Source organism: Microbacterium sp. NPDC057659 (assembly GCF_042799915.1).
Taxonomy (GTDB): Bacteria; Actinomycetota; Actinomycetes; order Actinomycetales; family Microbacteriaceae; genus Microbacterium.
Map to the genome: position 1 here is coordinate 1,242,294 of NZ_JBHVHU010000001.1, position 13,462 is coordinate 1,255,755.

16 protein-coding genes are annotated in these 13,462 nt (G+C 70.6%); 4 read left to right on the plus strand and 12 right to left on the minus strand.

What is annotated here, in order from left to right; translation table 11 throughout:
• Window positions 1-12: 12 nt before the first annotated feature.
• The 8 genes from ACFVAE_RS05960 to ACFVAE_RS05995 form a co-directional block, all read right to left on the minus strand.
• Window positions 13-1,359, minus strand: coding sequence for a S8 family serine peptidase (locus tag ACFVAE_RS05960; RefSeq protein WP_378889057.1), 1,347 nt, complete (start codon window positions 1,357-1,359; stop codon window positions 13-15).
• A complete protein-coding gene (locus ACFVAE_RS05965; RefSeq protein ID WP_378889060.1) occupies window positions 1,356-1,886 on the minus strand; it encodes a DUF501 domain-containing protein in 531 nt (176 codons plus the stop codon). Before ACFVAE_RS05965 ends, ACFVAE_RS05960 begins: the two co-directional genes overlap by 4 nt.
• A gap of 47 nt (window positions 1,887-1,933) precedes the next feature.
• Window positions 1,934-2,515 carry a septum formation initiator family protein gene (locus ACFVAE_RS05970; protein WP_378889063.1) on the minus strand — a complete coding sequence of 194 codons (582 nt, stop codon included), beginning with the start codon at window positions 2,513-2,515 and terminating at the stop codon, window positions 1,934-1,936.
• Between the two features lie 40 nt (window positions 2,516-2,555).
• Window positions 2,556-3,836: a phosphopyruvate hydratase gene (gene eno, locus ACFVAE_RS05975; protein ID WP_378860049.1), complete on the minus strand. Its 1,281-nt coding sequence runs from the start codon at window positions 3,834-3,836 to the stop codon at window positions 2,556-2,558.
• Window positions 3,837-3,944: 108 nt separating this feature from the next.
• Window positions 3,945-4,604 carry an O-methyltransferase gene (locus ACFVAE_RS05980; RefSeq protein WP_378889066.1) on the minus strand — a complete coding sequence of 220 codons (660 nt, stop codon included), beginning with the start codon at window positions 4,602-4,604 and terminating at the stop codon, window positions 3,945-3,947.
• Window positions 4,605-4,635: 31 nt separating this feature from the next.
• On the minus strand, window positions 4,636-5,592 hold the full coding sequence (locus ACFVAE_RS05985; RefSeq protein WP_378889068.1) for a CPBP family intramembrane glutamic endopeptidase: 957 nt from the start codon (window positions 5,590-5,592) through the stop codon (window positions 4,636-4,638).
• A complete protein-coding gene (locus ACFVAE_RS05990; protein WP_378889071.1) occupies window positions 5,589-6,656 on the minus strand; it encodes a DUF1648 domain-containing protein in 1,068 nt (355 codons plus the stop codon). Before ACFVAE_RS05990 ends, ACFVAE_RS05985 begins: the two co-directional genes overlap by 4 nt.
• Window positions 6,653-7,003, minus strand: coding sequence for a GntR family transcriptional regulator (locus tag ACFVAE_RS05995; RefSeq protein ID WP_378889073.1), 351 nt, complete (start codon window positions 7,001-7,003; stop codon window positions 6,653-6,655). The genes ACFVAE_RS05990 and ACFVAE_RS05995 overlap by 4 nt, the downstream gene beginning before the upstream one ends.
• Window positions 7,004-7,107: 104 nt before the next feature.
• Between ACFVAE_RS05995 and ACFVAE_RS06000 the strand changes: the two genes are divergently transcribed.
• Window positions 7,108-7,578 carry a DUF4442 domain-containing protein gene (locus tag ACFVAE_RS06000; protein WP_378889076.1) on the plus strand — a complete coding sequence of 157 codons (471 nt, stop codon included), beginning with the start codon at window positions 7,108-7,110 and terminating at the stop codon, window positions 7,576-7,578.
• A gap of 6 nt (window positions 7,579-7,584) precedes the next feature.
• Here ACFVAE_RS06000 and ACFVAE_RS06005 read toward each other — a convergent pair whose 3' ends face one another.
• Window positions 7,585-7,971, minus strand: coding sequence for a DUF5655 domain-containing protein (locus ACFVAE_RS06005; RefSeq protein WP_378889079.1), 387 nt, complete (start codon window positions 7,969-7,971; stop codon window positions 7,585-7,587).
• A 78-nt stretch (window positions 7,972-8,049) separates the two neighbouring features.
• Here ACFVAE_RS06005 and ACFVAE_RS06010 point away from each other — a divergent pair, with 78 nt between their 5' ends.
• On the plus strand, window positions 8,050-9,303 hold the full coding sequence (locus ACFVAE_RS06010; protein ID WP_378889082.1) for an APC family permease: 1,254 nt from the start codon (window positions 8,050-8,052) through the stop codon (window positions 9,301-9,303).
• Here the strand turns inward: ACFVAE_RS06010 and ACFVAE_RS06015 are convergent.
• Complete coding sequence (locus tag ACFVAE_RS06015; protein ID WP_378889085.1) at window positions 9,266-10,042, minus strand: helix-turn-helix domain-containing protein; 777 nt, start codon at window positions 10,040-10,042, stop codon at window positions 9,266-9,268. The genes ACFVAE_RS06010 and ACFVAE_RS06015 overlap by 38 nt on opposite strands.
• Before the next feature lie 73 nt (window positions 10,043-10,115).
• On the opposite strand from ACFVAE_RS06015, the gene ACFVAE_RS06020 reads away from it, so the two are divergent.
• The gene (locus tag ACFVAE_RS06020; protein WP_378889088.1) at window positions 10,116-10,625 is read left to right on the plus strand and encodes a VOC family protein; all 510 of its coding nucleotides are present in this window, start codon (window positions 10,116-10,118) and stop codon (window positions 10,623-10,625) included.
• Between the two features lie 60 nt (window positions 10,626-10,685).
• On the opposite strand, the gene ACFVAE_RS06025 is transcribed toward ACFVAE_RS06020, so the two are convergent.
• The gene (locus ACFVAE_RS06025) at window positions 10,686-11,309 is read right to left on the minus strand and encodes a hypothetical protein (protein WP_378889091.1); all 624 of its coding nucleotides are present in this window, start codon (window positions 11,307-11,309) and stop codon (window positions 10,686-10,688) included.
• A 189-nt stretch (window positions 11,310-11,498) separates the two neighbouring features.
• The gene (hisS, locus tag ACFVAE_RS06030) at window positions 11,499-12,758 is read right to left on the minus strand and encodes a histidine--tRNA ligase (RefSeq protein WP_378890515.1); all 1,260 of its coding nucleotides are present in this window, start codon (window positions 12,756-12,758) and stop codon (window positions 11,499-11,501) included.
• A gap of 107 nt (window positions 12,759-12,865) precedes the next feature.
• On the opposite strand from hisS, the gene ACFVAE_RS06035 reads away from it, so the two are divergent.
• A complete protein-coding gene (locus ACFVAE_RS06035; protein WP_378889094.1) occupies window positions 12,866-13,414 on the plus strand; it encodes a GNAT family N-acetyltransferase in 549 nt (182 codons plus the stop codon).
• Window positions 13,415-13,462 lie beyond the last annotated feature (48 nt).

Consider the following 13,462-nt stretch of genomic DNA (forward strand, 5'->3'; position numbering starts at 1 on the left):
AACTCCTCGTCGTCATGGGGAAGGCGCGCGTCGATCGCGCGCCGAACGGATGCGCCGGGCAGCTGCGGTGACGCCAAGCCCGACCAGGATACCAGGTACGGTGAGCGCGAGAAGCGGCAGGGTACCGTACCGCAGCGATTCAGCGCTCGGAAGCAGAGGGGAACCCGGCTTCGTCGGCGCATCGGCCGCAGGCAGCGGCGGCACCGCGATCGGCGTCACGGTGGGCTCGGGCGCCGGGTCGCTCTTCGCACGACGGTACAGCCGGATCCACTCCTCGAGGTCGCCCATCGGGTTCGCGGAGACCTTCGGCACCGACGCCGTCACCGCGGCCTGTGCGTCGAGCAGGCCGTAGCCGTAGAGCGGATCGGGGAGCTTCTTCACGCCTGGCACGGGGATCGCCGTCTTGATGATGCGGTTGATCACGTTCGCGGCATCCAGGTCGGGATGCGCGGAGCGCACCAGTGCCGCCACCCCCGCCACGATCGGCGCGGCACCGCTGGTGCCGTCCCAGGTGACGACCGTCCCGTCGGCCGAGACGCCCTGCAGGCCCTCACTGGGCGCGGAGATGCCGATCGTGATGCCCTGCGTGGACGCCTCCACGGACGCGTTGCCGTGCTGGTCCACGCCGCCCACGGTGAGCACACCGGGGATCGTCGCCGGGGCGCCGACGATCGAGGTCCCACTGCCGCGGTTGCCCGCAGCGACGACCACGACCACGTCGTGCTTGAACGCGTAGAGGAACGCGTCGTCCCAGCTCTCGTCCCAGTCCAGCGTGTTCGTCGTGAGCGACAGGTTGATCACGTCGGCGCCGTGGTCGACCGCCCAGCGCATGGCCTTCGCGATCTGCTCGGTGAACGGCACCACGGCCGCGGCCTCGAAGCCGATCGAGATCGAGAGCAGCTTCGCCTCCGGAGCGACGCCGATCATGCCGGTGCCCTCCTTCGTGCCACGGGCTCCGGCGAGCGACGCCACCCAGGTTCCGTGGTTCTTGTCCTTGGTGCCCAGCGGCGTGCGTCCGTCCGGCGTTCCGCTGCCCGACACGTCGGTGCCGTCGGCGACTGCCCCGTCGAAGGTGCCCGGCGGACGTCCGATGCCGGTGTCGATGATGGCGATCGTCGAGCCCTTGCCTCGGGTGGTTCCCCAGGCCTCACGGATGCGAGCGCCGTCGAGCCAGTACTCGGCGGCCCGGACCGGGTCCTTCGGATCGTCGGCGACGGGCGGCGGAGAGGGGGCAGGCGTAGCGACCTCGGGCTCGGGTGCCGGGGTCACAGCGGACGCGGGGGCGACGGCCAGCAGGGTGAGGGATGCCGCCACCGTCGCGATCGCGACGATGCCGCGCAGCATCCTGGTGTGCCTCATCCGGCGGCGTCTCCGCGCGCAGCTCCCGGTGAGGCGCACGCGCAGCGCTCGGGCGACCAGCTCGAGCGCGCCAGCGCGGCATCGCCGATGGGGTTCACTCCGGGGCCGGCCGCGAGGGCGTGCCCGGCGAGGGCGTGCAGGCACTTGACGCGCGTGGGCATGCCGCCGGAGGACACGCCGGCGATCTCGGGCACGTCGCCGAACTGTGCACGATCGGCCAGGAAGGCCTCGTGCGCGCGCAGGTACTGTGCGGCGACCTCTTCGTCCTCGAGCATCGCGGCGAGCTCGGGCATGACGTGCTCGGCCTCGAGCGTCGACATCGCGGCCGTCGCGGCGGGATGCGTGAGGTAGTAGAACGTGGGGAACGGAGAGCCGTCGTCCAGCCGCGGCGAGGTGGCGACCACGGTCGGGTTGCCGCACACGCAGCGGGCGGCGATGCCCACCACGCCGCGTGCCGGGCGGCCCAGCTGCGCGGAGACCACCGCGATCTCGGCGGGCGTGGGGGCGGCGAAGGGCGGAGTCGTCACCCGTCCAGCGTAGAGGAGGGCGCCTGGGCGAACCCCGAGGGCGCGGCTCAGCGGGCGGGCGCCTCCACCACGTTCTTGGCGAGACCCGCACCGGCGATGCTTCGCAGCAGCTGCGGCATCCAGTCGGCCTTGCGCTCGACCAGCTCGTCGCTCACCGGGACCTGCTCCTTCGGCAGCGCCGCGGGATCGAGGTCGTTGTCGACGAGGTAGGGCACCTCGCCCGGCTTGATGTAGTACAGCCGCTCACGCGCCTGCGTGCTGATGTAGGCCGGATCGTTCCAGCGCTCGCGCTCCTGCTCGAGCGCGGCGATCTGCTCCTCGGTGACCTGCACAGATGCCTCGACGGCGGCGATCTTCTGCCGCTGGTCGAGGTAGGTGCCGAGGCTCGGCACCAGCACCCACGCGCCCAGCACGACGAGCGACAGCATGATGGCGGAGAAGGCCGACAGCCGGATGCCGCTGGTCCACTCCCCCACGTCGACGCGACGGCTGCGCGTGCCGCGCCGCTCGCGCGCTTCGCGACTGGATGCTGCGGGCTTCGCGGCATCCGTCCTGGCGGGCTTCTGGGGAGCCGCCTTCGGGGACGCGCTCGTCGAGGACGGCGAAAGGGGAGCCGGTCGTCTGGACATGGGCTCCCCTTTCGTCGTTCAGCAGTATGGGATCGGCTGATCAGCCCTTGAAACGCGGGAAGGCGGAACGGCCCGCGAAGACCGCGGCATCGCCCAGCTCCTCCTCGATGCGCAGAAGCTGATTGTACTTCGCGACGCGCTCCGAACGAGCGGGCGCGCCGCTCTTGATCTGGCCCGAGTTCACGGCGACGACGAGGTCGGCGATCGTGGTGTCCTCGGTCTCGCCGGAGCGGTGCGAGAGCATCGTGGTGTAGCCCGAGCGGTGCGCGAGGTTGATCGCGTCGAGCGTCTCGGAGAGCGTGCCGATCTGGTTCACCTTCACCAGCAGCGAGTTCGCCGTGCCCAGGTCGATGCCCTTCTGCAGGCGCTCCGGGTTGGTGACGAACAGGTCGTCGCCGACGAGCTGGATCTGCGAGCCGAGCTTCTCGGTGAGGGCCTTCCAGCCGTCCCAGTCGTCCTCGGCGAGGGCGTCCTCGATCGTCACGATCGGGAAGTCGTTCACCAGGCCGACGTAGTACTCGGTGAGCGCGGCGGCGTCCCAGTCCTTGTTGTCGAGGCGGTACACGCCCTCGTTGAAGAACTCGGTGGCGGCGGCGTCCAGGCCCAGCGCGATGTCGGTGCCGGGCGTGAAGCCCGCCTTCTCGATCGCCTTGACGAGGAACTCGAGGCCCTCGCGGTTGCTGGGCAGGTCGGGGGCGAAGCCGCCCTCGTCGCCGAGGCCGGTCGCGAAGCCGGCGGCCTTCAGCTCGCCCTTCAGGACGTGGTACACCTCGGTGCCCCAGCGCAGCGCCTCGGAGAAGGTGTCGGCGCCGATCGGTGCGAGGAAGAACTCCTGCATGTCGATGCCGTTGTCGGCGTGCGAGCCGCCGTTGATCACGTTGAACAGCGGCACGGGCAGCAGGTGCGCGTTCGGGCCGCCCAGGTAGCGGAACAGGGGCAGGTCGGCCGAGTCGGCGGCGGCCTTCGCGACCGCGAGGCTGACGCCGAGGATGGCGTTCGCGCCGACGCGGCTCTTGTTGTCGGTGCCGTCCACGTCGATCAGGATCTCGTCGATCACGCGCTGCTCGCTCGCCTCGACGCCCTCGATGGCGGGGCCGAGCTCATCGATGACGGCCTCGACGGCCTTCAGCACGCCCTTGCCGCCGTACCGGCTCTTGTCGCCGTCGCGCAACTCGTACGCCTCGAAGGCTCCGGTGGATGCACCGGAGGGGACGGCAGCGCGCTGCACGATGCCGTCATCGAGGAGCACCTCCACCTCGACGGTCGGGTTTCCACGCGAGTCCAGGATCTCGCGAGCGCCTACAGCCTCGATCAATGCCACGGAAGAGCTCCTTGCTAGAGGAAATGGGGGTGTTGGAGCGGCGTCGGTCCGCGGCCCAGTCTAGCCGTGCGCCGTCGGCGCACCGAGGACGTTTCAGACCACGACGTCTCAGACCACGAGTGCGATCGCGACGCCGTCCCAGCCCTTCAGGCCGACGGTCTGCAGCGCCGTGGCGTCGAAGCGCGGATCCTCACCCAGCATCCGCAGCGCCTCCTGCGTGCCGATCACCATCGAGTCGGAGCTGTGCGCGTTCGAGATCTCGCCGTCGCGGCCGATGTTGTCGAGCACCACGACCGTGCCCGGGTGGCCCAGCTTCGCCGCCCAGTCCAGATAGATCGTGTTGGACTCCTTGTCGGCGTCGACGAACACGAGATCGAACCCGCCGACCAGAGTCGGCAGCACATCGGCGGCGCGGCCGATGCGGATGTCGACCCGCTCGCCCACGCCGGCCGCATCGATGCTCGCGCGGGCGACGGCGGCGTTCTCCGCCTCCGCCTCGACGGTGACGACCCGTCCGTCCTCGCCGACACCACGGGCCATCCAGATCGTGGAGTACCCGCCCAGCGTGCCGATCTCGAGCACCCGGCGGGCGCCGCTGATCCGCACCAGCAGGTTCAGCAGCTTGCCCGAGACCGGGGCGACCTCGATCGCCGGCATCCCCGCGTCCTGCTGTGCGGCGAGCGCGGCCGCGAGAGCGGGGTCGTGCCCGACCAGCGTCTCGGAGAGGTAGTCGTCGGCGGTACGCCAGTTCTGCGGGGTGGGTTCCATGCTCTCAGCCAACCCGCCCGCCTCGGGGGCGTCAAGCCTTGGCGGCCGCCAGAGCCGGCTGCTTCCGGAACTGCCCGGTCAGCAGCAGGACCACGACGACGATCGCGCAGGCGATCCAGCCGGAGACGCCGAGCACGATCGAGAGCGCCGGGTCGAACGGGGCGCCGGCGGCACGGAACACGATCGGCAGGCCCGCGGCGGCGTTCAGCGCACCGTGCGCGAACACCGCGGGCCACATCGATCCGGTGCGCAGCCTGGTCCAGCCGAAGAGCACCCCGACCGCGATGCATCCGCCCACCATCAGCAGCACGCCGAGGATGTCGGTGCGCCCGAAGTCGTAGCCGAGCAGGATGATCGGCGCGTGCCACAGTCCCCAGATCGCCCCGCTCACCAGCAGCGCGGTCCAGGTGCCGTAGCGGCGCAGCGCCGGGACGAGGAATCCTCGCCAGCCGAGCTCCTCGCCGAAGGCGGCGAGTGCGTTGATCGTCGCCGCGGCGATCGGAAGCGACGCCATCTGCGCGGCGACGAGGATCCAGGGCGAGGGCAGTGCCACGCCTGCCGGGAGACCGGCCTGGACCGTCTCCGCGAACCCGGACAGGTTCACGAAGTCGGGCGTCATCCATCCGAAGGCGATCGCGATCAGCATGGCGAGCACCACGACAGCGACGGTGCCGAAAAGCGAGATGACGCTCATCCAGATCACGCGTGAGGCCGGGCGCAGCGGCCACATACCGAGGAAGCGCAGGCGCTGCCCGCGCGGCACCGGGCGCATCACCAGCATCACGATCACCACGGCGGCGGCCGGGGTGTACATGATCACGGGCAGCAGCAGACCGGCGAACGGGGCGGCGAGGCCGTCGCCGAGCCAGAGCGGAAGTGCCAGCAGCCACGCGAGTCCGCAGGCGAGCAGCACGTACGCGATGATCGGACCGGGAGCGATCCGCACCGGGGCATCCGGCTCGCCAGCGGCGGGGTCCTGTGCGGTCATGATGCGTCTCCTTCGGTCGTGCTCTGCGGCGCCGGGCGTCCGGCGCGGTCGAGGTAGGCCTGCAGCACGGCGGCACCGACCTCGGCCCCGTCGACAGTCACGACCAGTGGGCGCCTGTCCCGCCTCTCCACCTCGATGGCGGGGCCGGTGCGCAGCACGATACCGGTGCGGCCGTCCAGCCCGAGGCGCCAGCCGAAGCCGCCGAACTCGCCGAAGGGATGGCACTCGACGGCGCGCACAGAGACGATCTCGTCGAGTGGGACGTTCGTGCGGGGCACGCCGATCTGCGAGCGGACGGACAGCCCGTCGGGGCCGGCCTTCACGCGGAACGAGGCGGAGGACGCGAACGCGAGGCCGATGATGAGCAGCGTCAGCACGGGGATCCACGCCGCCTCCGATGCCTGCACCACCATCACTGCGGTGAGTCCCACGACGAGGAGCACCGCCATCCCGATGATGATCATCGCGACCCGCGACATCGTCGCCGTCGCCATCCAGACGACCCGCTCGCCGGCCGAGATGGAGGCCAGGTGCACCGGCTTCAGCGGTGCGGCCGGGGTCGGGTGGACGTGCGGCTGCAGGAACCAGCCCGCAGCGCCGAGGACGAGCAGCACGACGAAGCCGAGGATGACGATGCCGCCGATGCCGCCGACCTGCGCAGCATCCTGGATGCCGCGCTGGATCGCCACGGAGCCGGCGTTGATCACGGCGCTGAAGCCGGAGAGCCCGAGCGCCATCGCGCCGAGCAGGCGCGCAGCGCCGCCCCACTGCCGGCGCGCGATCGCGAGCGTGCTGAGCACGAGCAGAAGCGGCAGTCCGAGCCCGATGCCGATCGCCAGCCAGAGGTAGGTGTTCGGCGCGCCGAATCGGTTCACGCCGTTCACGCCCCAGTGCGTGGCGGCCGGGTTCGGAAGCTCGGGCAGCCAGGCGAGGATCAGGCCGGTGGCGATCGCGGTGACCACGACCGGCGCGACGACTCCGACCAGCACCAGGGCGCGGCGCGCGCGGCGCAGGTCGGGCGCGGGCACGGCGGCGACGTGACGGTCTGCGGGCTGTTCGGTCATGGCGTCGTCTCCTTGATGAGTGCGGCGATGGTCGCGGGCGTGAGGCCGAGGCGCGCGCCGCGGCGCACCAGGTCGGTGATGTCGTCGGCGAGCTCGGCGAGAGGCTCCGCGGTCGCGGCGACCACTGCCCCCCGTCCGCGGCGCAGGTCGACCAGCCCCTCGGCGCGCAACTCCTGATAGGCCCGCAGCACGGTGTGCACGTTCACGTCGATCGCATCGGCGACCTCGCGGGCGGCCGGCAGGCGGTCGCCGACGCGCAGCCGCCCGGCGAGCACTTCGCCGCGCACGGATGCCGCGATCTGCTCGAACAGCGGCCTGGAGCTCTCGGGATCGATCCGGATCAGCATGCCCACCCCCTTCTGCGCACTTATTCTATGACAACTAGAACAACTTTTGTCGAGATGATCCAGCGGATCGGGGTCTGCGCGAGGCAGCCCGGCAGACTGACGCGATGCGCATCACTCCTCGACGACTCGCCCTGGGGATGTCCCTGTGGATCCCCAACCTGTTCAGCGGCATCCGGGTGCGGCGGTTCTCCGACGACTGGACGCACGCCACCGTCGAGCTGCACGTGAACGTGTTCACCCGCAACTACGTCAAGACGGCATTCGGCGGATCGATGTCGGCGATGACCGATCCGTACTTCTTCATGCTGGTGATGCACCAGCTGGGTCGCGATCACGTCGTCTGGGACACCCGCGGTGAGATCGAGTTCGTGAAGCCCGGCCGCGGAGTGCTCACCGCGGAGTTCTCCGTGCCGAAGGAGAAGGCCGAGGAACTGCGCGAGCGCGCCCGTGGAGGCGCGAAGGTGCTCGAGTGGTTCGAGACCGAGATCACCGACCGCGAGGGCGATGTCGTGGCCCGGGTGCGCCGCGAGGTGTACGTGCGCGAGAAGCGTCGCGTCACCGAGGCCCGCGGCTGAGCGCCCTCACCTCTGCCTCGGGCCGGCCAGATGCGCACCTCGGCCCACTTCATAGGCCTCGGCCAGCCACTGCGCGAACGTCTCGTCGAGCTCGTCGAGCGACGTGACGCGGAAGTAGTTCACGAACAGCCTGCTCTCGTAGGGAGCCGAGCGCCGGATGCGGGGATCCGATCCGATCGCGCGTGGCAGATCGAGAAAGCCGCGCAGATGCCCCTTGCCTGGAACCACTCCCGCGAACCCGCGGCGGGTGCCCTTGATGGTGATCGCGGATCTGTTGACCGAGTAGATGAACGGCCCGCACTCCTCCGCCAGCTCGATGAAGCGGTCGTAGAGCGCGACGACCTCCGGTGACTTCCCGTCCAGATGCTGCTCGACAGTGGGTTCCTCATCCATCCCGCGAGGCTAGCGAGTGCCGCGGACACGGGGAAGGGGCGTCACCTGTCGTTCACCCCGCGGTGCCACGATGGACGGATGCCGCTCGCCCGCCGCCTGACGCTGACCGATGCCGTCGCCATCGGCGCCGGATCGATGATCGGCGCGGGCGTGTTCTCGGTGTGGGGACCGGCGATCGGCGCGGCGGGGCCCTGGCTTCTGCTCGCACTGGCCGTCGCCGCCGTGGTGGCGTTCTGCAACGCCACCTCCTCGGCGCAGCTCGCGGCGGTGCATCCGGTCTCGGGTGGCACCTACGCGTACGCGCGCGCCGAGATCGGCCCCTGGGCCGGCTTCGCCGCGGGCTGGTGCTTCGTGATCGGCAAGACGGCCAGCTGCGCGGCGATGGCACTGACCTTCGCCGCATATGCGGCGCCCGCCGGCTGGCAGGTGCCCGTCGCCGTCGTCGCCGTCGCCGCGCTCGTCGCGGTGAACTGCTTCGGCGTCACGCGCACGGCGCTGCTCACCCGCATCCTCGTCGTCGCGTCGTTGGTCGGCCTCGCGGTCGTCGTCGCGACGGGTGTCGCCGGAGCGGATGCCGCGGCTCCTGCTCCCCTGCCCGACGTCGGTGCGTACGGCGTGCTGCAGGCGGCCGGCCTGCTGTTCTTCGCCTTCGCGGGCTATGCCCGGATCGCGACCATGGGCGAAGAGGTGCGAGACCCCGCCCGCACCATCCCGAGAGCGATCACCATCGCGCTCAGCGGCGTGGTCGTCGTCTACGCGCTCATCGGCGTCGTCGTGCTGCTCGTGCTCGGCGGCGACGCGATCGGGACGAGCGCGCCGCTCGCCGAGGTCGTACGCGCGTCTGGGCTGCCCGCTCTCGCGCCGGTCGTGCGGGCGACCGCGGCCGCGGCGGCTCTCGGGGCGCTGCTCGCCCTGATCACCGGCATCGGTCGCACGTCCCTGGCGATGGCGCGCGAGGGCGATCTGCCGCGCGCGCTGGCAGTGGTCGATCCGCGCCGGCAGGTGCCGCGACGGGCCGAGATCACGATCGGTCTCGTGGTGATCGCCGTGGTGCTGGTGGCCGACCTGCGCGGCGCCATCGGGTTCTCCTCGTTCGGCGTTCTGCTCTACTACCTGCTGGCGAACATGTCCGCCCTGCTGCAGCGCGGCGACGCCCGGCGATACCCGCGGGCGCTGCAGGTGCTCGGCGCGATCGGATGCGTGGTGCTGGTGAGCACCCTGCCGCCGCTCGCCTCACTGATCGGCGTCGGCGTGCTGCTGCTGGGCTTCGCGGGGCGCTTCGTCGCGCTCCGGCTCAGGGCCGGGAGGCCGCCCGGTAGGCCGACGGCGTGAAGCCGAGCACGCTGCGGAAGACCGTGGTGAGGTGGGCATGGTCGGCATAGCCGAACTCCGCGGCGACCGTCGCGAGTTCGACCGCCGGATCGGTGCGCACCCGCTCGGCAGCCTCCTGCAGACGCCGGCGGCGGATCATCGCCGCCGGCGGGAGCCCGACGTGACGATGCAGCAGCCGCTGCAGCGTTCGCACGGAGACCGCGAGGCGTGCCGCCGCCTCCTCCGGCGAGCGCACATCACTCGCCATCAGCAGGTCGGCGGCGAGGTTCGCCTGCCGCGCGGCATCCGCCGGCTCACCCGCCCTCTCGCGCAGCCAGTGCGAGAGCACGGCGACCGCGCGCTCCCGGTGTCCGTCGCCGCTCGCCATCGCCGCGGCGACGGCCTCGTGCAGCGCGGGCTCGGCAAGAGGGACCTCCTGATCGAGGACGGATGCCGGGGAGTCCGTGAGCGCGGCGACGGCGGCGGGCTTCAGCAGTGCGCCGACCGCCCAGCCGCGGCCGGTGAGGTCGCGGTGGGACGCCCGCGTGGTGGCGCCGACCAGCGAGACGCCGTTCGGCTCGACGACGAGGTTCAGCGCGGGATAGGCGACGACGTCCTGGCGGGATGATCGGCCGGGCTGGATGTCCCACTCCGGGATCCAGAACCACACGGCGAGGTCCGTGATCTCCGGCGGGGAAGGGAGGCGATGGAACTCGGGAAGTCTCGCCGGGTAGAGCACGCCACGGGTGGGATCGACCATCCGCTCAGCGTAACGGCGAGGTTGTCGCGGATCTTCAAGCGCCCTGCATCCGGGCGTCCGTACCGTGGTCGGCATGGACACCGACATCAGAACCGGCGCGACCGGAGAGCACACCACGAACGGCCGACCGAACACCGCGACCTCGCTCACGCCGTTCCTCGCCATCACGAACGCGCGGGCCGCGATGGAGTTCTACCGCGACGTCTTCGGCGCACGCGTCACCGACGTGACCGAGTTCGAGGGGGTCGTGGCGCACGCGGGGCTCGACTTCGGGGCAGGACTGCTGCAGCTGGGCGAGCCGAACCCCGCGTACAACCTGATCGCCCCGCCGTCAGGCGAGGACGACTGCTACTCGATGGGGCTGTACGTGCCCGACGTCGACGGGGTGGTCGAGAAGGCCGTCGCGGCCGGCGCGACCGTGCGGGAACCGGCATCCGACTTCGTGTCGGGCGATCGCTTCGCCAGCATCCGCGACCCGTTCGGGGTGCGGTGGTCGATCATGACCCGGGTCGAGGACATCAGCGAAGAGGAGAGCGCCCGGCGCGTCGCCGAGTGGGCAGCCTCGTACAGCCAGGAGGCCTGACCTCGAGATTGCACGCTCCACGCCTGGGCCGGAGCGTGCAGTCTCGTTCTGATGCCTCGTTCAGATGTCCGCGTAATCGTTCGCCGGTAGCAGGATCTTCGTCACGGTGTCGCCGTCCAGGACCAGACCGACGTAGTCGATCCCCGGCTTCCCCGGATCCACGAGCGAGACGGTGCCCGGAACCTCATGGGGCTGGACGCCGAGAAGATCGGCGACGCCGTCGTCGTCCGCATCCGGCCCGTCGAACGCGCCGGCGGACTTCGCCTGCTCACGAGTGGCGCCGGGAGCCAGCCCCTCGGCTGTCGCGATCGACGCGTCGCCGATCGTCCGAGCCTCGATGACGAGAGAGGCGGCGCCATCGGCATCGAGGACCGAGACGATGACTCCGGGCCAGCCGTATCTCGTCCCGCCCTCACTTCCGTAGGGACCCTCGAACGGCTCCTTCGTCGGCGCTCCTCCGAGCGACGAGAACAGCTCGACGACCTGTTCTCCCTCGGCAAGCGGATACTCGCGTTCCACCCCGCCCTCCTCCACCCGGAGCGCCGTCAGAGTGATCAGGACCTTCTCCTGAACCGCAGGGGTCGGAGACACCGGCGTCGGGGATTCAGCCGCCGTCGTCGCCGGCGATGCTGCGGGTACTCCGGCCGTGCACCCCGTGGCGAAGAGCACCGTGACGATCGCCAAGGGAGCGATCCCCCTCAGCGTCGAGCGGGCTCGACCCGAACGACGATCGCCGGGCAGCGATCCGACGTGACTTTCCATGTTGCCTCCGGTCCGAATTCGCCTCGTTGAGAGCGACCATGTTGAGAGTGACCATATGGCACGCGAACGCCCGCCACGCGCGGCGTGATCAGAACGGAACACTCGCCGGCGTCAGCTCAGGGACTTGACCTCGAGCGAGCCGGGCTCGTCTCCGGCGCGCACCGTCGCGAAGGCGGTGTAGCCGTCGGCGGATGCCCGCTCGAGCAGGGCCTTGAGGTTCTTGGTGCGGCGCTCCAGGCGCACTCGTCCGCCGTCCGCGACGAGCGCGGCCTTATGGGCGAGCAGCTCGGGCAGCGGCACATCGGCGTCGTGCACGAGGACGACCGACTCCGAGGCGTCCGTCTCGAGGGATGCCACGAGGTCGACGATCCGCTCGAAGCCGATGGAGAAGCCGACCGCCGGCACCTGCTGGCCGAGGAACCGGCCGATCATGCCGTCGTAACGGCCTCCCCCGCCGAGCGAGTAGTCCACCGAGGGGTGCGCGAGCTCGAAGATCGTGCCGGTGTAGTAGCCCATGCCGCGGACGAGGAACGGGTCGAAGACCAGCGGCACCTCCCCCGCACCCGGGCGCGCTGCGGCGACCGCGTCGCCGAGGGAGACGAGTTCGGCGACGAGATCGTCGGGAGCATCCGCCGGGAGCGCCTTCTGGATCTGACGCTCGCCGTAGGGGTTGTACTCCATGGTCTGCACGCGGTGCAGGAAGGCGTTCAGCGCCTCGACTGCCACGGGGGTCGCGCCACGCGCGGCGAGCTCGTCGACGACGCCGTCTGCGCCCACCTTGTCCATCTTGTCGATCGTGATCAGCACACCGGGGCGCTCATCGATCGAGAAGCCGAACGAGTCCAGCATCCAGTCGAGCACGCGACGGTCGTTCACGCGCACCATGCCGCCCTCGAGGCCGAGTGCGTCGATCGTGTCGAGTGAGGCGGTCATGAGCTCGGCCTCAGCACGTGCCGAGTCGTCGCCCATGATGTCGATGTCGCACTGCACGAACTGGCGGTAACGCCCCTTCTGCGGGCGCTCCGCGCGCCAGACCGGACCGATCTGGATCGACCGGAACACCGTGGGCAGCTGACCGCGGTTGCTCGCGTAGAACCGTGCCAGCGGCACGGTGAGGTCGTAGCGCAGGCCGAGATCGCTCAGCGCTGCAGGGTCGTCGGCACCCTTCCTGATCGCATCGGCGTCGAGACCGCGGCGCAGGATGTTGTAGGAGAGCTTCTCGTTGTCGCCGCCGATCCCGGCATGCAGTCGGTCGTACTCCTCGACCACGGGCGTCTCGATCTCGTCGAAGCCGTGGGCGCGGTAGCGCTCGCGGATGACGGCGAGCACACGCTCGCGACGGGCCTTGTCAGCGGGGAGGAAGTCGCGCATGCCGCGCGGCGGGTTCACGGTTGCCACACATCCATCTTTCCAGGTCTGCGCCGGCGAGCTGTCGCCCCCGGCATCGCAGCGGGATCGAGAAGCAGCAGAATGGACGGATGCCACTGATCCTGCCGTCCCGCGACCGCTTCGCCGAATGGGTGGAACTCGTCGAGGAGTACGGCGGACCGGACTCGGCGGAGCTCGCGGGCTCGGGCTTCCACGGCAACCGCGAGCCACGCACACCGGTGCTCACCGCGGCGGGCTACGCCGAGTGGCTGACGATGCTCGAGGAGGAGGCGGACGAGTCGGTGCCGCTGCTGCCCGGCCGGGTGCACAGTTCCTGGTTCTGGATCGTCGATGACGCCGGCGAGTGGATCGGCTTCCTCGCGCTGCGGCGCACTCTGAACGAGTTCCTGCACGAGTACGGCGGGCACATCGGCTACTCGATCCGCCCATCGCGGCGCCACCAGGGACACGCCGCCCGCGCGCTGCACGACGCCCTCGGCGAGGCATCCGCACTCGGACTCGATCGCGTGCTGATCACCTGCGACGAGGACAACATCGGCTCCGCACGCACGATCGAGCGCAACGGCGGCGTGTACGAGGACACTCGCGGCGTCAAACGCCGCTACTGGGTGCCGACGCACCCGGCTCGTGTCGCTTGACTTCCCGTCATCGCCCGCACGCTCACGTATTGAGTCGCCCAGCGGGTC